This is a genomic window from Chryseobacterium paridis (assembly GCF_016595215.1).
Classification (GTDB): domain Bacteria; phylum Bacteroidota; class Bacteroidia; order Flavobacteriales; family Weeksellaceae; genus Chryseobacterium; species Chryseobacterium paridis.
On record NZ_JAENHK010000010.1, the window covers coordinates 1,446,666 to 1,468,729 of the forward strand.

Consider the following 22,064-nt stretch of genomic DNA (forward strand, 5'->3'; position numbering starts at 1 on the left):
ATAAAGTTGGGAGGAACTGATTCATTTCTATTAATTATAATTATTGGTTTAGTTAGGTCTTACAATAAAAGTTCCCTGTAAGATCATTCCATCTGTCCCATCATGTGAGATTCCACCAATATCTGTCCAGGTTTCTTCCTTGTAAATCGTCAGAATTTTTTCTTCCGTACTGAACATATTCGATGTATTCTGGGATACCATTTTAAAGTGATGATAAAGTACTCTTCCTTCTTCATCTTTGATCTTCATTGGATCCAGTCCTAATTTTTCTACAGGAAGGAAAAACTCATTTCCGGTCATATCAAATGTTTCTTTAAAGAACCATTCTTCAGTATTAGTTGCCGGATTATTGCCAAAGACATATAGTTTCGCTTTTGAGGTATCTTTTTCATCCGTATCTATTCTTGCAATTTCTTTCCAGTTGCCTAGAGGACTCATTTTATAAAGATGATATTTTCCTTTGTAGCAAATCTGATCCCAGGATAAAATCACCCAGTTGATCATATCAGAATCTACTGGCTCAGAGTGATATCTCAATACAGGTGCCGGCGGGTTATAATTTTCTACCAACATCGTAACTATGGTTTTTGATGGCAACGAAGGAGCTTGTTCTTGTACTTCTTTAATCGCAGGAGGAACAACGTTATAATCTGTTGTAGAATATTGCACTTTTCTTGATGCAACGACACGATAGAAAAGAGCATCTCCATAAGGTTTTTCATCCAGATCTTCAAATTCATCATATACAGTCCATGATCCGTTTTCAGGATTAACTTCTACATCAGCAATATTTACTGTCTTAATATGCTTCATACTTAGTATTGAATCTGCATTCAGTTTATTGGTTGCTCTGTAAATCGAAATCTCATTGATTTTGTGTACAGCAGTATAGGAATTGACTTCAATTCTCACTTTTGTAGAGATTCCTAACGTTGCATTTTCTACAACCGGAAGTAGACTCAAAATCTTTGGTGACTCAGCAGGATTGGTATTAACTAATTTGATTGGTCCCTGGAATTTACTGAATTCTCCCATCTGCATTTGATTTCCTAATTCTCTTACTCCGTAGAAATAAAAGTTATCTGAAGCTCCATCAAGGGTAAAATCAGTGAACAATGTAGAATGCTCAGGATTATCGCTGTAGATTGCTGCCATTGGAGCCATATCAAAATCAGGATGCGTTGTAGGCAATAAGTATCCTGAAGCATCACGGATGTTCTGTTTTTTATTTTTAGGTCTGTGTCCTGCAAGGCTGCTGAAATCAAATTTTTCAATCTGCTGATAGATAATCGGAACTTCCGTAAGTGGCAGGAAACAGTTGGTAATCGCTTCTTTAATAAAGTGTCCGAAACGTAATTCACCTGAAACTCCTGGAATTTCCTTAATGATGATGTCATTGAATTTTTTATTTCCTCTGTCAGTATCAATAAGTGGCTGACAATAATTTGTCTGACCATCTACTAAGCCATAATGATCATTATGAGCTTCAATAAACAGATTAATTGCATCAAAGAAAATCGTGCTATTAGGCGTAGGCATTCTAAATTTTGCAAGTCCTTTTGGTGGAAGCAACGGATAGTATTCACTCGTTTTACTCGTTAAGAAATCAAAATCTACAAAATTCATCCATCTGTTATTGAAAAACGCCTCTTCAGTACCCCCAACATAGTCAAGACCTATTTTAATGCTCTTGATCGTTTCCGGTTCGTACAACGCCGCCAGTAAGACCGTATTATTCGCTCTGAAAAACTGTACAGAATAAGGTTTATGCTTATATTTTGTAATAAAACTGTATGTAGACTTTCCAAATTTATCAGGTCTTGTTGCATAGGTAGAACCTATTGGCCGTTCAGGCTGTTCAGGTTCTACAATTCTATTGGCAAACATTACAGCAGGAACACTGAATTTAGATTTGTAGGGAGCACCCTGCATATCCACGTTATCATGATCCACGCTCTTAAATCCAAAGATGGAATACTTCACATCCTCATTTACAGATGGTAAAATGGCATCTTCAATTAAGTTATTGGCTTCATTCTTATATAAATATACTCTATAAGAAGGATAATAATTAATTTTAACATCATTTCCCATTAAAGGATCAGACATCTTCATTGGAAAATCATTGCCATCATCAAACACGAACAACGGTTCATGGGTTTGGCTGTCTTCATTTATTCTAAAACTCTCATCATAAACATAAAGTACCAGATCGTTATTGGTTCCTATATTCTCTGTGCGTACAACTTTGAAAATAGATCTTGAATCACTTGGTGCTGCACCAAAATGTTCATAAGTAAACATTCTGACAATTCCATTGAACCAATCTACAGAGTTTGAATTATCCCAAAATTGCGGATGATGTCCAAGCTTAAATCCTGGGAAAGTAATTTTGTAGACACCCTGATGTACTTTTTTACCTTGGGCAGGATCATCAATAACAGCGCCCAGGCTATTTTGATACTTTGCTATTTTCTCATAATGTCTATGTACTTGAGCATTTTTCCAGAAGCCTCTACTCTTTTCCACAAATCTCTGAACAGATCCATCTGACTGTTGTGTACTGATTACTTCTCTGTGGATTCCCCAATCATTGGTTCCGATCTTCACTTTCAGTGAGTTTGGATTTTTAGGTCCCCAGGTTGACGTATTCTGCATATTTTCAGTAGCATTGAACAACCCTTCAGTACCAGGACTGAATGTAGGAAGTACTAGGCTACTCTGATCAATTACCGGATTAGTTCCAGAAATAATAGCTGCACTTGGTACTTTTTTGAACACGGTAAATTTTAATCCCGAAGGTTCTACTTCAATCCCGTTGATAATATAACTTTCACCATCCAACAGGAAAATTCCTCCAATAAAATCATTGATAGTTGTTCCTGCCGGAATTTCCGATTTCAGCGTATTTTGTGGAATCGAAGGTTGAGGTGCCGGAGCATTTGGATTTGAAACAAACGTTCCTCCTGAGCTTGGAAGAATATAATCCTCCGTTTTAATAACTGCCAGAAGCTGATTATTTTGATGGTGATCAATATTTACCACTTTTGCAGAAATCTCCTTCATCGTATAGTTTCTGTAAAAGATCTCCACTTCGTCTGCCATGACTTCTTTATCATCAGGGAAGATCGTATTCGGGTCCAGATAATAATCATCCGGCAATGTGGAATCAAATGAAATAGGATACACAATTTCATCCTGATAAATATGATGGTCAAACCCTAATCTTACCAATGTTTTATCATTATCTGTGATGGCTTGTCTACGATCCTGCTCGTTCTGAGAAGTCAATGTCACAGGATATTCTTTCTGAATAAGGAAAGCAGTTGTGGCGGTTGGAGGCAATAATCTGTTATTAGGCTTAATCTTCGTATCAATCGACAATTCCTCCCCTCCTATCTGAGCTCTTGAGAACCAGTTGATCCCATAGCCTTTATAAAAATACGTTCCACTCTTATCCTGCTTATGCATATACAATGGAGCATAGGTATCCGGAATCTGTATAGGCAATGTTTCAAAAGAGTTCGCCGCATTATCAATATTTGTGTATTTAGTATCATGACACAGCTCTGGTTTGATCCAGATATAATCATCTGTTTTTCCTGGTTCTACAACACGATATTCAAGACCTGCATATACAGGAAATGTGAATGAGGAAGCATCAAATTTCTGATATATCCCCATAAATGCAGGATTTATTTCAAGCTCAGGAATCTGCTGATTATAAATACTGATATAACGATATTTCCCATTATGAGAATATCCTTCACTGTCATACAAGCCTGCAGATTGTGGATTATCAGAATCCATTCCCTTATTAAGTTTCATCAATTTTACAGGAAGTGAAAGCCTTTCAATTTCTGTTGAAACAGGCAGAGACATTGAAAGCAACTGATACGTCTTATCAGAAGTATTCATATCCAGATTCTGATTGGTATAATATTCTGCAATGTAGATAAATTCATTTCCGAACACATCACTATTGATATCAAGATGTCCAAGTCCCAATATTCTGGCAACGTGGTAATCAAGTGCTGCAATATTTAAAATATCAAGATTGGAAACCTGCATATCTCCCTGCTCAGGAGGGTTAGTACTGATATCAACCACTTGTTGTGAACCTGTGGGTGAAAGGTTAATTGAAATGGTTTCATTTCCCTTAGGATTCGACTGGTCATCACTCAAACCAACATATTGCTTGATAACGGTCTGGATATCTCGATCTAATGGCCCTTGAGACTGATGTTCCCATTTCTTTTTATAGTTTTCCGTATTTACATAAGCTCCGTCATTGTATCTTAACCATGCACCATGCACCGGATTGTCTGCAGGTAATGGATCCAATCTGCTAAATGCTTCATCCTGATCTGCTGTCAGTGAAAACTGGCCTAATTCCGTCCAGGCATTCACCTGATTTCTGCTGATGATAAAGTCTGAATAAAACTCAAATTTAATTGCTGAAACAAGACATTTATTAGCTTTCAAACGTAGTGTTTTTGCATTCTCTGCATTAAAATAAGAAGCCAGGACCTCATTTCCATACAAAGCATTTCTGTAAGCAAGATGCTGCTGAGAAGGAATGTTTTGTTCCGCTACAGCAAGTGCCTCCATTTCAATCACAGCATCCTGCTGCTGATCGTTTACTTCCAGTTCTGCAGCAAAGAAAATATCTGTTTTACAAAGAATTTCTATCAGCTCATATCCATAAACATTTATAAATTTAAGAGGATCAACAAGCGGATCAACCGACTGTCTTACCTGAGCATATCTGGTTTTATTTTTAAAATAAACATAAAAAATCCTTTTATTGTTGTTAAACTTATACACCCACATCTTCTGATTATCATCAACCAATTGAGGAGGAGTATGAAAGTCTAGTGTAAAAACAGCTTTTTTATACGCTGTTCTATAAATTTTGACAAAATCTTCAGGTTTATTAAAATTATAATCTGAGGATGCTAAATTTCCTTTAGGAAGATGGTTTTCGCCTAGCTTACCACCAAAACCCCATCTCAGGTGAATCCCTTTCGTACTGTCATCTCCTTTAGATCCGGCAGCCTGAAGATAAAAATTAGGGGTTTGAAGTCCGGAAAATTCATCAAAATCAATTCCGCTTCCATCGCCATCATCACAAATGCTCATATTGGTATAGGAAGTCGTAGCGACCTTTAAATCACTGGTATTCATATCCAAATTAATATCCTTGAAATCATAGCTAGCCCCTTTCATATTCATTTCCTTAAGATCAGGCTGCCACACTTGCATAGGGAATGATTTACAATTTGTAATATCACCCTGAATAAAACCTGAATATTCATGTGAATCGTCGGTTCCATGGATTAATAACGTATCACCATCCACTTTATCAATTACAGAAGTTGTCACGGATAGCTGCTTAATAAATTCTATTGAATGACTATAATTGGAGCAGGCAATCTGGCTTTTTTCATTGCATATATAGAAATTATTTTGTCCGAATGAAAAACGTGTTTTCAAACCTGTATTAGGCTTATAAAAATACCCTACATTCTGATTCGGAAGAACAAGAGCAGGTCCGTTATTCCATACTCCGGATGCGTAGATTCTATTATTTTGATAATATATTCCGTCCAGGGAAACTGTTGCCCCGTTGGAATGGTAAGTATACCTCGATGTTGTAGCGTTAAAGTCCAGGTTTGTGCTGATAACTACACCCAATCCATCTTCATTACCACAAATGTAAATATTGCCATTATAAATTGCTAAACCTGAAATCTGAATATTTTTTCCACGAAAAGTATCTATGATATTTTTGCTTACTACAATATCTCCTGTATCATTCACAGCTATAATGTAATTATTCTGGTATTTAAGATCAAAAAAGGCAAGATAGATAAGCCCTCCATATGTTTCTACAAGCAGGGCATCCTCCTGTGTCGGATTTGCAGGAAAATTCCTATACCAGATCACATCACCCTTTATATTGATGCATAATAGAAAAGGTATTACTTCATCTTCCAGCCCCAGGATAACATAGTTACCTGAGACTGAAATGATTTTTTTAAAGCTTACTTCTCTGTCCGGATTAGAGTATCTTTTACTCCACAAAAGTTTTCCGTTTTCTTTAAGAACTGTAACAACTCCTGACTTTTCTATCCCTCCTGCATGAAAAACGTTACCATTATCTCTATGGGTAAAGTTGATTTTAGCATTTGAAGTATTATAATTATGATATTTAAAAAAACTCATTTTAGATTTAATTAATTGTTTATTTGTAATTCGTTGATTGTTACTTCGGATTTTACATCATATTGATTTCCGCTCCATGATTTGTATTTGAATCTGAATTTTAGTTTTGAATCTTTGATCTTTTTGCTGGTGTGCATTACTAAAATCTGAGAATAATCTTTAGCATAGATTACTTTGAAATCATCATTAGCATTACCTGCAGCATTAAGAACTTTAAAGCATTCCACCATCTCGTTCAATGGAATTTTCGGATCATTGAATGGTTCCGGATTTCTGATTAGTAATGCGACCACATCATTATTGGCGTTTACAATCTTGACAAACTCTGTATTCGTAGGTGGATTTAATGGTTTTAATCCCATCACTCCTTCAAAAGCACGGTCAAATAATTCTGAGTAGGTATTGGCAAGTCCTTTTAAATATGGATTTTCAACACCTCCCGAAACTAATGTATAAAGATCATCAAGCTGCTGTTGTTTAAGGTCAGCTATCACTTCATATATTGCATCCTTCTGTCCTATTACAGTACCCTTATCATCGTAATCCTTCAGTTTATAACTTTCTACTTGTTCTTTAAAGTCTTTATATCTCGAAGTCTTAAATACAAATTCATGGATCTTCTGGTTTTCTTCATACACCTTGTCAGGTTTTCCTGGTACTGGTGTAATCTGTGGTTCAAACGCATTATCTCCATCATCATCAAAAGCATTGAAAACCATCGCCGTATACAGTTTTTCAGGCTGCAGATCTGTAAGTTTTACAGAATAGGTAAAAGCTTTTGGTTTAACCGCATCTCCAAGGGTAATGCTACAAGCCATGCCGGTATTTCCGTGATTCACATGATTTACATAATTAACCATCTGCTGAATTCCTAAAGGCAGATTCGGATCCGTATCGCTTGTCCAGCTTGGTGTAGCTCCAGGTACTGTTTCACTTGTTTGCCAGTCTATAGGTAAAGGATAAGGGATAATAGTCTTTGTTATAGGATCTTTAATGAGGATATTGATACTTCCTTTAATTTCCTTAACTCCCATCACCGGATGAGCCGGCCATTCTTTAAGCATGTTATAGATGTAAGGTTTCGTAAAGAAAAACTCTATTTTACATTGCTCATTACCATAGAATAGTGGTTTCGACATTAAAAGATCTCCATCTGCGTTCGGATATGATTTCTTCATATCGATATAGGATTTCAGAGAAGTAATCGGATATTCATCTGCATTTCTCTTCTTATTTGGTATCGGATTTCCATTGGCATCTTCAAGGTTTTTGATATAATCCTCATTTTTCTTTTCAAAGTGTCCGATTGGCCCTGCAGTTTTAAATGCAAAATAATAGTCAATGATGTGTGGTGTATCTCCATTCACATTATCTTTCAGTTTAAGATTGATGTAGTATACACTGTTTGGTCTCCAAACTGGCTGTACTACTTTACTCATCGCTTCCTGCATCAGTTGCATATCTGCCTGTACGGCTGGTTGGCCTGGAATAGTCTGTTGATATTCATAATCTGTAACAGTCATCCACTTTACTCTATGGAATAAAGTATAACAATTTGTGACTGTATTTCCGTTGTTATCATCGGTACATCCACAGTTCCCAAGATTAAAGATGATATCGCTGATTTCTTTGGTCAGCTGCAATGCTCCGGATATTGTAGATCCTTCCGCAGTCAGGTATTTATTCAGTTTTTCCAAAAGATCTCTTACATATCCAGGATCCTTCTCAATCAAACAGTAGTCAGGGTTCTCCTTATCAAAAGCATAAATAGTGTCGATAAAAGCAAAAAAACACTTCATGCTGTATCTCAACTGAGTTACTTCATCTACTCCCATATACACAATACACTTATTGAGGTTGTACATAAGCAGTGAAAGGAAATCACAAAGTTTGGTGTCCTTAATACAAGGTTCTGTTTCGGATTCACAACCACAATTAGGAGTAAACTTCAGGTTAAGTGGCTTTTCGGTTGTTTTATTAACCTTAATAATAACCGCTTTATTGATCTTTTCTTTTGGATACTCATTTGAATAACAGATATCGATACCATTTGCCTTATCGGTTATTTTTGTAATAACACTATTATATTTAATAAAATCCGCAGTAGGCGTATTCGGTAAAAATAAGAAGATTACGGAATGCGTATTGAAGTCAACATATGGTGGAGTATTTCCTCCTGTGATCATCATATATTGTGTTTCGTAATCTATCCATTTATTAGCTACATTAGACATATCAAAATTCACTAATCCATTTCCAAACATTCCGTTGTATCCGTTTTCAACGTGCATAACATTAAAGTCAAGCTCATTGCATTGGGAAGTGGTACATCCTCCGGTTTTCAAATCTTTTAACTTACTAACAAGGGCATCATATTCTGCCTGCTCTGTAGGAGAAAGAATAACGCTTGTTACCTCACCGGTTGCATTGGCTGTCGCATTGGCCCAGATCAGATCTATCTGTGCATTGATATCATCAATGTCCTGCTGATTAGCATTATATGGAATAATTTCAATCTTACTCACATATTGTCCGCCATAATCAGCCGCCTCATAAATCAGTTCTGTTCCCAGTTCTGCTTTTGTCTTTGTTACTTCATCGATCAAAGCATAATTTTGATAAATAGCATTCGAGAATACATCTTTATAATATCTGATCGTCACTGAGCTCGCCATTGTAGAAAGTAATAATTTTAGCCTTGCTGATGCTTCAGGAAGTAAAACTACCATAGTATTTCCATTGGTCATCTTTAATGATTTCGGATAATTATGAGGATTGGATGCATTGGAAACCATCAGGTAATCTGTAGCATCTGATACTGTTCCTAAAAGATTGTAGTACGCTCCATTAATTAAATTATATGGCGCCCCTGTAGGTGAATAGTATACAGTTCCTACTGTTTTATCTTGTACATTAGACTCATGCCATACATCTTCAGATTGAGTACAGAATAATGATGAAGGTGTAATTCCATACTGTTCAGGAATAAACCATCCCGGCTGCGCAGAATCCAAGAATGAGAATGGTGTGGATGCTAAAATCCTGATCGTATCATATTTACCATTTATTTTCTGCCAGAATCCTAATTTGAATTTATCAATATTGGCAATGCTATTGGCTTCGTCTTCAGTCAGTACAGCTCTGTATGGATTATATTTGTTCCAGGCAGTTTCTTCTTTATTAAGAATTTTGATCTCCACATCTTCAATAGAGTATTGGTGTTTTACCTGGCGAAGTACGTGTCCTCCCGGCTGAGTTTTCTGAGGTGGAATAAGATCTGTAAATTCAGTTGCTCCGCTCGTATGACCTCCGATTTTCTCTCCAGCAATTGGAGTAGGAATCAGCCCTTTTTCAATTTTAATATCAATATAGGTATCCAATGGAACAATCGGTAATTTAGGGTCATCCTTAATAGATACCAGTGGAATTTTATCAATCTGTACGACTGGAAGATCAAAAGTTTCATTCGTCAGCATGTTCACACCTTTTACGGCATTATTCAATCGTTCTTCTTTTGGATAATCAATTTCAGGAGGGTCTGATTCGTAGGTAAGTGGTGGTACAGCACTCGTATCTACCTTATCATTTTTCTCCCATTTGATACTTAAATGAACTTTAAGTTTAATTTTAAAAATAGCCAGTTTGATCTTGAGCTCGAATTTAAATTCCGCAAGAATCAGGAATGGAAGGATTAACTCTACTCTAAAATAAATCGAGATAAATAAAGCTACACTTACGATGAAAAGGTTGATTTCTGCTCCTCCCTCTACATAAATATACCCTCCTACCTGCGGCCTTTCAAAACTGATGTGAGCACCTACCTCAATTGCAGCATATACTTTTACAATGATCAGGTTCAGGTTAAAGTCTACCCGGGCGCCTGCTTCAATTCCTTTTGCCGCAATCATCAGATAAGATTCTGCCTTAATGTTCACTGAATCTTTAAATAAGCTGGCTCGGATTGGCTTGTCCCGTGTACCAAAATTAACATACCATGGTCTTTGATTTTTAAAGAAGAAGCCCATTTGAACTTCGGCCTTAATATCAATGAATGATCCGTTGTTTTTATTAAGCTGGAAGTTACCTCCGGCTCCGATTTCCAATGAATTGTCCCCTACGATAACAAATGCATAGAATGGTGGAACTTTAGGGTCATCCTCAGTCAGCCCGAGACGCTCACTAATAATAGTTAATCCTGCATCAATAGCAAACATGCTAGGTACTGAAAGTAGCACCATTGCACGTAAGGATGCCAGACGTCCGTCTAAGGTTGCTAGGGAAGCACCTGCTCCAAAGGAGAATGGCGCACTATACTCCTTTGTATATTGAGGTCCAATAAATTTATCCGTATTGATCCCCCGCTGCGGATGGACATAATAATCGTACCAGGTATCATCTTCAGTCATTCCTATGGCCTTCTTATGGGCAACATATCGGTATCCGATAAGTCCTCGGAATCCGAAAATACCAAATGAACCTAATGGAATAACAAACGGAAGTTCGACACTTGCATCCACCAGAAAGCCCGGATATTTAGGATCAAAAGCCATTTCTGCAGAACCCGAAATATTCATTTTCGGTAACTGAAGGGAAACTTTCCCTCTGTATTCTGTTGAAACGCCCGGCTCAGGGATCGTAAGCGCTCCTTTAATAATCGCTACTGCAGCGCTAGCGCTTGCCGATCCAGGAATCACAAGGTCAACTTCTAAGGTTGAAATATGGAAGTACGAATCTTTGTATTCTTCTTCAGTTCCTCCATGTTCTTTTACCATCTCATCATTATCAGCAGTATAGTAGAACTTAACCCCGTTTCCTCTTACATCAAGACCTAATGGGTTGATATTGATACCACCATCAAATCCAATATAATTATAGGTACGCATTTTGTCCTTATACATTCTCTGAATAGTACCCATATGAATAGCACTAACTGCCATACGTACCGGTCCTAAATTCAGATGAAGATTCACAGGAATAATAGAGCTTCCACCAGCAATTTCAAATTTACCGCTTGCATAATAACGGATAGCCGGTAAATCGATTCCTTCCTTACCTAATAGCTTTTCTCCGAATGATCCTGCAGGGAAGCTGATTTTAGTATCTGCTTCGATGTAGAAGTTATCATTCTTCTTACCTATTTCTATCCTTTGAAGATTGAATGTAAGGATATTGAAAAGGTTCATTGGTAAACCAAGTGGCAAGAATGCGGCAGCCAGCTTGAAATTCTCTTTGCTTTCCCATTCTCCAATGACATCAATGATCAGATCTCCTCCATTGTATCCCTTGAACTTTCTGATCTTTAATCCTGCATGTAATGAAGAACGTACCACCTGGCCCTGATGGAAATCAATATCAAAATGGCTGAACCCTAATGCCCAGGCTTTTTCAGGATCTTTTCCAAGGTCGAACCATAGAGTACGGTTCTTTTCTTCAAGACTATCAATGGAAAGACTGCTTAAAAATTTATAATAATCTTCTTCCTTCTGGAATTCCCTGTAATCACCAGCTACCGTTCTTAGTGCAATAGGATATACAAACTTAAGCTGAGATGGTGAGTCTAAACCATTCATAAAGGTCATCAACTCGCTCATGTTATGAACATCAGTCTCAGTTGTACTGCTCATTGATTTCACCTTCAGATTTTGATACTCAAGTGTGAAAAACTTACTAAAATAGTCTACTACTGTTGTTTGATTTCCAACAGTTTTAACAGCATAAGTAGGCTTAATGGAAATGTTTCCTGAAAGTCCTCCGGTTCCAATAAGCATATGGTTGGCTGAAATACCGATCGTTTGTTGGGTATCTAAATCAGGGTTTTTCTTTTTAAACCATTTTTTCGGAAGGAAAATTTCAGTGTACTCCATGTACACTCCCATAAATTCTTTAGGTCTGCCATCTGCATCCGCTTCTGCGATGTTTTCCGTTTTGCTGAGGTCAATTTTAAGATTGTGAATATCAATCACAAAACCTGTATTTCCAATCTGGGCAGGATAGCTCATATTCAGGACCAGGTCCATATTATATCCGAACCCTTTTTCAGTATCTGCATAGAATAACGCTTCTCCGAAACTGATACTCACTTTAGGATCGCCATTACCATCCTCGGGTATTACTTCCAGGGGAGTTGTAGGGTGATTTAATGGATATACCGGCTTTAAAATACTCCTAGGAAATTCAATAGCTGCAGAAAGCATCAAGGTTGCCTTAAACTTAGGAATTGCTACTTCTTTAATAAACTCATCAATATCCTGTGGCATTAAAGCTTTAAAAAAGGTTTTTACCTTTTCTGCGGTATCCTGTAGGTTGTCGGAAAGCAAATACGTTGCAAAAGCAACAAGGGACGCATATTTTTGATTTGAGTTCTGGTAGATATCTTGTACAATTTTTGTTATTGTAGTTGCTTCGTTTACTACCAGTCCTAAATTATGTTTAGCATTAATATCAGTCGCAAACTGCATCAGAGGAGTGAGATTCTGATTGGAAGGAGTGACAAATGTGTTCACAAAATGCGCAATGGCCTGTTCTTCCGTTACGTTGAGTACTCTTAGTGCTACCTCGAAGATTTGCTGAGGTTCAAAGGAGAAATTTCCTAAGCTGAAATAACGTAAATATGCAAGGATTTTCCATTGGTATTCAACGGTAATGGGAAATGCGGAGATGGCAGTGTCATCTGTTCCGTTCAGGACTAATGAAATCCCGGTCCCCGGAATTTCAATATCGATTCTTTTTGAAACGACAGATAAGCTGTAAAAAGCCGAATCTCCTTTCGGCCCTTTACTATATTGTAAATCTTTATAATAGATTTTATCGAGGAGGTTTGTAATCCCCGGTTTTAAGAATCCCAGAATATCGGGGATGTCGTCTTGTGTAACCACAGAGGATAACCTCGGGTAATACCTGTGTGTTACCGGTGTTTGATTTGACATAAAAATAATTTTGTGTTTGGGGTGAATGGAAGGCTTCCGTTTTAGGCAAACAAAAGCCTTATTAAGTAATGGATTTACTTAATTTCCCGTGGTGTTAAATCATGTAATAATTTCTATCTTTACTAGAACAAAAATTTATAATATTTTATTTCCATTTATTAAGAAGTTAAGTTTGAATTAACGTAATAACTCAAATCCACCTGTTTTTTGCTTTGTAATTCCTGAAAATTATCATAATATTTCCAATCTTGTTCGTCCGAATGATTAGGAGTTTTATCTATTGCTTCTAATAATGAGCCATCTTCTTTATAAGAAAATTCAATTGCCTCGTATTTCTCTCCATCTTTATCTATACCATACCAATACTTTTTAGTTCTATCTGGTATAGGTAAATTCGTCTGCCAATCGAGAACATATATACAAATAAAATGCTCAGGCTCAAGATCATTAATATTATAAACCAACTTTGAAATTAGTGGCCCATTTCCAACTTGAAGCGAATAGTTTTTATTTGTGTCAACAACAAAATTTCCTATAATTACTCTTTTTTTTATTTGAAATTGTTCTGATTTATTACTTAGATAATCGAATATAACGGATTCACTTTCATTATCGTAAATTAAATATTTAATAAAACTTACTTGATTATTAATAATATGATGCTCTTCCTTTACTAAATTGTTAGATAAATTATCTACGAAATTAATTACAAACTCATTCGATTGAAGGGCTTGCTGTTCCGTAATTTCTTTCCCTGACAGATTATTATATTGTTTAATCATAATTTTTTATTTAAAATTCAATTTGTGTTTCAGGTGGAATACTTCTACCATTTTTAGCAGCTTTTTTAGTGAAAAATGTAAAATCTAATCTTTTTCCTAATGAACTTTTTGGATCTAAATTTAAGTCTTTAAAAATATTAATCCCATTAACATTCATACTTGACTGAAAAATTTCGTCTTTCATACGATGTAATTTATAAATATCTCTCGGAATATTATTTGATGGATCTGCTGGACGAATAAATTCTGGTAATACAAAGCTATTTATTGTTACTCTTTTGCTATCAGCATCTCCGCTCATATTTTTTAAAGCCGCATTCCTTAATTTTTTATATTCTTCAAAATCAATTGCTCCCTTATCTTTTGCATTCTTAAGAGTATCTAATGCAAAAGCAAATAAAGCTAACATTTGATAATCAGATAAATAAGTCACTGTATCTACATCTGGTGGCAATATTTTAGTATGTACTGAGCCTCCATAAAAAGAATTTATTAACTGTTGATTTTCAGAAATATAATTTGTTAAACCATATTTTTCAATAAAAAATGCTTTTAATTTGTTTTGGAAAATTAATTTTTGGTTTTCACTTTTAAAACAGTACAGAAGACCACCTCTTCCATCCTGCAGTGATGCGGGCTTCAACAAATTAGATGCATTTGTTAAGTACATTTCTGTTTCAGCAATTGTCTGAGCTTTTGGAACCCTAAATGCCTTTGTAATAATACCTTCAATCCAAGCATCTGGTAAATTTCCTTTTTCCAAACCAAATTTAATCATATTATTAATTTCTGTATCAGTAAAGCGAAGATTTGGCGTCTTCTTAAATCCATCCTCACCAATATCATTCCAGACGTACTGAGAAAGGCCTCTTTGTGCAATTTCTTCAGTCGGTTCTTCTCTAATTACACGTGTTTTAATCTTCAACCTTATTTCCTCACCTCTTTTTGCAGGATCTTTTTTATTTGATAATTGTTGTATTAAGTTTTTTGCATCATTATTATCAAACTCACTGGGCCAGCCATGTGCAGCAACCCAGTCTGTAATATCTTTTGCTATATTAAATAATTGATCATCAATAGTTTTTGTCTTATTTGTAGAATAATTTATCAACCAAAAATCTAATTGATCAATAAGTTTATTAAATTCCAACATTTTAAATAGTTTTAGTGGGTTAATGCATAATCGTGTATAAACTCTAATGCAGCTTTAGGGTGCATAGAGTCATATATGTCTTCAGTTACATCTAATAGATCATCTAGTTTATCTGCTACTTTACCTACAAGAGGTATAATCTCTCTAGCTGCTTTCCAAGCCGCAACTACAGGTAACCAATAGATAGAATAATATAATTCATCATATTTTGTTGATTCCATGTGATGATACAAAAATGCTGGAATAAAAGTAGTTTTATTTACAACATTATTAATATCCCATTCATGGACAGGAACATCAACTTTATTATCTGATATATTAAGGACTTGTATTGGTTGAAATAAATGATAATAACCATATGAATAAAAATCACGCTTATATTCATATTGAGCAGGGGTCATCCAACCTCCCGTAAATTTGAATTGTTTATAGTCATTACATTCCACCACAATTTTATCAGCAAAGCAAAAGCTTGTCCTCATACTTGTAAAATGTTTTGAAGCAGCGTAAATGAAATACTCCGAAACATTTATAATTAATGGTGATGCATCAAAATCAATAGATGGATATGTATATCTTCCCTCTACCTTCAATGTAGTCGCAGTATTTCGGGTATATTTGAATAATTTATTGACATCATCCTGATTACCTTTAAATCCAACAACATTATCATTATATGTATTGTTCCTATAAGGATTATACTTACTATAAGTCCACAATGCATAAATACTCATTACAAACATATGAAGCGGTGTTGATTCTCTTCCTTCATCTTGTACAAATTTCGCATGGACATATTTATAGAGTGGAGAATAATACCATAACTTATTTTGCAGTCCATCCAATTTTCTTACGATAGCTTCATACAATGTAATATTAAATCGCTGATGTCTATATTTTTCAGCATCATTTTGAAAAAGTTCTTCGTTAACACACACATAATTGCTACCACCTACAAGCTGTCCTAAAAATGCATCAATTTCGTTTTGTTGTGTCTCGGAGAAAGACATTGCTAGATACACAATAGAATTAACATCATTTTCTGACAATTCTTTATCTAAAATATCTTTTAAATATTGTATCTTAAACTGTACGGTTGTATTGTTAATAACTGATTTAAGAATATTGATAAGTAAACTAATTCTATCTCTTTCAGAATAATTTTGTATTTCAACAAAGTATTTTTTTGCTGTTATATAAAATGAGGTTAGATCACTATAATAACTTATACAACTTTCTGAAGAAATACTTCCATAATTTAACTGATCATTTTCCCAAGCTGCCTTAAGATCATTAATTAATTGGTTTAAATTATTTAATGAAATATTATTGGGATTTGCAGTAATAGTTGGAAAAACCTCATCTATTATCTGATTAATTCGAAGAGCAGAATAAATAGTATATTCAAGATATTTATTTTTTTTGCTTTCTTCTATTTGTGATAGCTTCGCAATATGCTTGCTATAAAATTTATTTACTAATGGACTATAATGAGTTTGATTTATAGTAGCATTACCCATCATAGAAAAATTTAATTTTTCATAAGATAATAAATAATTTTTTCCAACTGTATGTGAAAATACATATTCTTTTTGCGTGTAAAAAACATTAGATGAAAGATCTGCCGTTCTTACATTTACCATATCTCCTGTTTGGGCATAATCAAAACTAGCAAATGATTTGGGTCTTTGTAAAACATTATCTGTTTTTAAATTTTTGGATATATATTCTGATAACTTATATTCATCATAATATCCTTCTTCAACCCCACTTTTATCATCTTTTCTATAGTATGAGTATTTTTTACCTGTTTCAATTACAACAAATGAACTCAAAAAACCATCTACAGTTAAGGTAACATTTGTTATCTTTGATTCTCGTATAGCATTACCATTTCTTAATATATACGCATTCATTTTTTTAGTTTAAGTAGTTAAATCGTTTCTTTTTAAATTGCTGTAATTATCGTCTGGCCTAGGTATCCACCTTGCATATTTATCAGAAGAGTATATCAAATCATCAATTGTTGTCACATAAATACTATTGTTTGAACTTGGAGAAACAAGTTTAAGTTTCCCTGTCTGATCTTCTCCAATTACTGATAAACTATATTTTTTGTATTTTATGTTCTCTAAAGATGAATATGTCGTATCTTCATTGGCCAATAAATTTTTAAAGAAAAATTTGGGATTATTCAATTGTGCCTGGGTAGTGAGATTTATTAAAATATCATTCTCATCTGAAGATATACCTAATAATTTTTTACTAGGCAAATTTTCATTTTCTATATGTAATGAAAGTCCTGTTATAGTATTTAATTTATTATCGGTGAAAACTTCTGTTTTCAGATAATAGGGTTGTTCAGGTTGATAGTAATTATTCCTTTCTTTATTATAAGATACAGTTCCTGAATTACTATTATCCAAATATGCAGTACGACTTTGAAAAAAAGATCCCGTATTTTGGTAGATATTATTTAATAATGTTTCATAAGATACCCTTTGTAAACTCTCTGTTTCATTCTTTACAATAATATCAGTAACCCTTTTAGTTGTTATTGTAGCAACATCTTTCCCCCCAGTTTTATTGTTAAAATCGATAAGAAGCAAATTCTGATCAATTACATAATCAAGCTCATAGGGATTAATCTTTAATTTAGATTTTACATTGATCATCCCAAATACATCGTCAATATCTTTTAATATTAACTTTCGGACCTCAATAGGCAAAGCAGGATCTGATGGAACTATATCCTCTTCAACATTAAGTTCTTTTCCTTCATAAATAATTTGTATTATTCCAGAAACACTTTTCTGAGTACTGGTTTTGATAATGTCAAATAGAATTGGTTTAGTATAATTCAAATCATTACTTGATGATGGAGCTTGTAAAAGATTGCTATTTCTTACAAAATAGTTTTGATTTTCTGATAAGAGTTTCCCCATCTTAACATACATACCTGCTCCTGAATAATTATCAGTGGTTGGTTGGATCACTAACGATGGATACCCATTGAATTCTCTTACCGGCCAACCTGATTCAAACTGATATGAAGACATATTGTTAACAGTAGTTCCAATTCTTATGTTATTAGTACTTCCTTCAAGATTTTGATTTCCGTAAAAATTATAAGACCTCTGTCTGCTTCCCTGGATATATAAATATGTTGTCTCAGCTGTAGCAAAACCAGAAATCTGACTGGCTATTTGTTCTACGGTTTGCAAAACAGAATTATCACTCATATAGATTTTACCTTTTCCCTGAGCATGCAAACCATAAAATGCTGCAATATCAAGAAATTGGGTAGCTGTCTCCCTGATCAGCTTCTTTTTAAAAGCAGTAGTTCCCGTTGACTGATCTAAAATATGATCAGGGGTACGGGCAAAAGCCAGATTCAATTGAAATGGATTAGGATCGTTCGCAACTGTATAGTCTCCTTCGTTCAATACGATATCAATTCCTATGCTTCCTGTAGCATTTCCAAGATGGGTTCCCCTTGGGATCATGGGCAGTTCAAAAGCTTTTTTGGGCTCTACTTCTGTGGTGGTAGTTCCAGTAGTTTGAACTTTAGAAATCTTAAGGAAATAATCATCAATAAGGTCAGTTTCTAATTGAGAATTGCCTACCGGATATCCGATATGCTGTGCAGTAAATGGAGGAACAGTAATTCCCAGCATATTATAGAGGCCTGTAAACTCTTTTTTGATGACATCTACAAAGCCCGTTGGTGTTGCCGATGTGATCAGATCTCCTTGAAAGAAGTCTGATCTGTTCAAACCTCTGTACACGATATATTTGATCGCAAGTCCTTTAATCGGCTGATTAAAAGGCTTCAGGATCGCATTTACTTTAGTGGAATCGCTTCCACAAGGTTGTAAAAATACCTGCCCCTGGCAAATCGTATATACTTTGCCGGTAAAGCTTACTTTGGAGGTGGTCCTGAATACGGTACCGTTAGCTCCAAATTTTCCGTTCGCGTCCTGATTAAAAGTCTGCCCCTTCTCAAGAAAGAAGAAAGACTCCGGCAGCAGGTCCGGTCGTACATTAAGCCCTTTACTGTCGGGAGATGTTGATAAACTTCCCGATGGAATATTTTGTGGCATTTTTGTAATTTTTGGTGTTAATAAAAGATAAAGTGGATGACTGATGGTCAAAATAATAGAAACTGAAAAGCACTCTGAACCATTAAGATTGCTTAAGGCTTTAAGAATAGTAAGCCGTGGAATTATGTAAGGTTATTTCCTTAGCATATATCATGATTTTTCTTCACATTTCTTAGCTTCTTCAATACTTTCATTGTTCAAATTTTATTTTCAGATTTTACCATCTGACCGAAAGGAAAAGGTTTTTACTTCTCCGGAAAAGACATACCTCTTCCTGTACAATCATTTTGATGATTGCATTATTGATTTTCACTTTGAAATAATTCCGGAATTATTTGGTGAAAACTACATATCCGTCTTTATCCTTTGGTAAATTTTGTAAGTTTCTCCAGGTAGCGTTGATCTTACGCGCTCCTTTCCAAATGGATCTGCGCTCAAAGTGTGGCAGATCTTTAAAAGTTTTCCAGTTTCCGCCCCAATTCCAGCCGTATTTTGCAAAGATCTTTACACATTCGTACCAGTCGGCGACACCGTCGTTATCCCAGTCTTTCGCAGTGTCCCAGCTTGCTACTTTTCCGTCGATAATCAGGCAGATGTCTACTGCTAATCCGTAATTATGAATGCTTTGCCCGGCTTTGGCATTGGTAACTTTTTTTCCGGCTTTTGTTCTTCCCTGTTCATAAAGCGCATCCTGTTCTTTAAAAGTTCTTAATCCCTGGGTAATCCTTACCTTTGCTCTTCCAGTAAGGGCTTCATCACATTCTTTTATGATTTGTGTGACTTCTTCCCTTACCAATGGATGGAGCTTTTTTATTTTATTTTGACTTGGTGTGTCCATGATTGATTTTAATATTTTGTGATTGGGTGTTTAATGATAAGACAAAGCTATTATCACGTAACGCCAAAACCTGACGTATTATATTAATTATGAAATAAAAAAGGTGAAAGATTTTCAAAATTTATATGGGTAATCTTTCTTTTCATAATTATAGCTTGTTCTTTTATTCTGAAACAAAAGTACAGGCCCAAAACGTCAAAACTTGACGTTTTAATTTCTTTTTTTAATAATTTTTAATCTCAAAAAAAAACCGACAACAGGTCATAAACTGTTGCCGGATTCTTTGCCCTTATATTAATATATATTACTTTTTACACTTATCGTATTCAGAGATAATACTTCTCAGGTTCTCTTCATTTTTAAGATCAAAACTTTCTTTTTTCAGCGTTTCATAGACCACTTTACAATCTTTCAGATATTCAGCCAGTTTTTCTGAGAGCTTGTAGTTAGATCTGTTATCCAGCATTTGCCCTTTTGGCTGAAGGTCTGTCTTTATCACATACTTTTGTGTCTCAACAGGGTCCTGAAGTAACATTATTTTATTTTCTTTTGCAATAAGTCTATAGAAGTATGAATTATTACCATATAAACTGCCATAGTTCTGCATCTTTTTCATGAACTCTCCCTTCACATCCAATCCATAATAACATTCTTCACTTCCATTGGGAGAAACACAGAAATGTATACCTGAATCTGCATCATAGATCTTTGTTGCCATACTTCTCATTCCCGGCAATTGCTTTTTTAGGGTCACACGCTGCCCAAACTTATCAGCACCTCCCTCTGGAAGCTTTTGGCCAGTCCTTTCGGTATCCAGCATTTCAAACCAGATCGTGATCATTCCTTCGGTTTTCTTACCCGATTTCTCAACCAGATATCCGGGAACATCATATAGATTAATACTTCTGTTGATAGCATCATTTACTTTCGCTTGCTGTTGTTCATGATTTTTATAATATGCCTGATGCTCCAGAGTATACCCCTCTAAGAACAAATTGACTATAAATTCATTTACGAAAGCATAATCCGATTGTGCATAGCTTCGGGTAGCATCCATTGTAAATTTATTATTGTCATAAGTCTCTACATCATATTTTTTAATTCCTTTACTGGATTGATAAAGCGTCCCCACTTTTACCCCATCAAGATCACGTACTTCCAGGCAAGGTCCACTATTAAAACCCACACAATTATAGGATTTCGCATAACCAATGAGTTTTGCAGGATAGGATCCGTTATTAATAAAGATCTCTCCCTGAGATCCCAATCGTGGATTGTAAAGTCTTCTGATATTATCCAATTTGCTTTTTTTCTCTCCTTCTCCAGCAATACTGTTAGCTTTTATCTGAAGATATTTATCCGCCAGGTTTTCGCGAGGAGTATTAAAAAAGGTTTCCAGTTCATTTTTATCGAATCCTTGTTCATTAAATAATTTATATTTTACCGCCAATTGATGGGCAATAATACGATCCGGTTTAAACGAGGTAATGAGAATTTCATAAGGAATCTGGGTTGTCTTTCCATCTGCCGATTTCATATCCAGATAATACATAAACTCCTCCTTGGCTAATGTGACTCCTTTTAAATCTAGATCGAAAACTTTTTCATTATTTAAATCATAAAATTCAAAATGATCACGATAAGGAGATTTTAGAATTCCCACTTCTTTTTCATTAAACAAGAGTTTGTCTTTCTTTAGCTGGATCTTTTGAGAGAAAATAAAACATGGAAATAGCAAGGCAAAACATAAAAATGTTCTCATAGGATTTGGATATTAATTTTGTTTTTTAACGACGTAAAATACGATTTTTTTTGTGTTCAAGGGTAGAATTTAAAAGCCTACACAAAGAAATAGCAGAACTAAAATATGGTATTATCAAAATAGAGATAAGATGATTATCATCATAAAAAACAACATACAAAATCAACAAATAACTAATAATCAACCAGATAAACATTAATCAAAATTAATTTTACAAAAAGTCTACTTTTTTAGTAGACTTTTAAAAATATATGTTTTATATTTGCAACCGT

The 22,064-nt window shown here is 34.9% G+C and carries 8 protein-coding genes; all 8 read right to left on the reverse strand.

Translation table 11 applies throughout. The features are described from left to right. Nucleotides 1–48: 48 nt before the first annotated feature. Nucleotides 49–6,228 (reverse strand): PQQ-binding-like beta-propeller repeat protein, encoded by a 6,180-nt coding sequence (locus JHL15_RS16035; protein WP_200247346.1) that lies wholly within the window; start codon nt 6,226–6,228, stop codon nt 49–51. An 11-nt stretch (nt 6,229–6,239) separates the two neighbouring features. After that, complete coding sequence (locus tag JHL15_RS16040; RefSeq protein WP_200247348.1) at nt 6,240–13,154, reverse strand: hypothetical protein; 6,915 nt, start codon at nt 13,152–13,154, stop codon at nt 6,240–6,242. Between the two features lie 158 nt (nt 13,155–13,312). Further along, on the reverse strand, nt 13,313–13,936 hold the full coding sequence (locus JHL15_RS16045; RefSeq protein ID WP_200247350.1) for a hypothetical protein: 624 nt from the start codon (nt 13,934–13,936) through the stop codon (nt 13,313–13,315). Nucleotides 13,937–13,946: 10 nt separating this feature from the next. Continuing rightward, nucleotides 13,947–15,089 (reverse strand): hypothetical protein, encoded by a 1,143-nt coding sequence (locus JHL15_RS16050; protein ID WP_200247351.1) that lies wholly within the window; start codon nt 15,087–15,089, stop codon nt 13,947–13,949. An 11-nt stretch (nt 15,090–15,100) separates the two neighbouring features. Next, on the reverse strand, nt 15,101–17,005 hold the full coding sequence (locus JHL15_RS16055; protein WP_200247353.1) for a hypothetical protein: 1,905 nt from the start codon (nt 17,003–17,005) through the stop codon (nt 15,101–15,103). Nucleotides 17,006–17,014: 9 nt separating this feature from the next. Then, nucleotides 17,015–19,192: a hypothetical protein gene (locus tag JHL15_RS16060; protein ID WP_200247355.1), complete on the reverse strand. Its 2,178-nt coding sequence runs from the start codon at nt 19,190–19,192 to the stop codon at nt 17,015–17,017. 331 nt (nt 19,193–19,523) lie between these two features. Continuing rightward, on the reverse strand, nt 19,524–20,030 hold the full coding sequence (locus JHL15_RS16065; protein ID WP_200247357.1) for a M15 family metallopeptidase: 507 nt from the start codon (nt 20,028–20,030) through the stop codon (nt 19,524–19,526). A 304-nt stretch (nt 20,031–20,334) separates the two neighbouring features. After that, a complete protein-coding gene (locus JHL15_RS16070) occupies nt 20,335–21,792 on the reverse strand; it encodes a hypothetical protein (RefSeq protein WP_200247358.1) in 1,458 nt (485 codons plus the stop codon). Between the last annotated feature and the right edge of the window lie 272 nt (nt 21,793–22,064).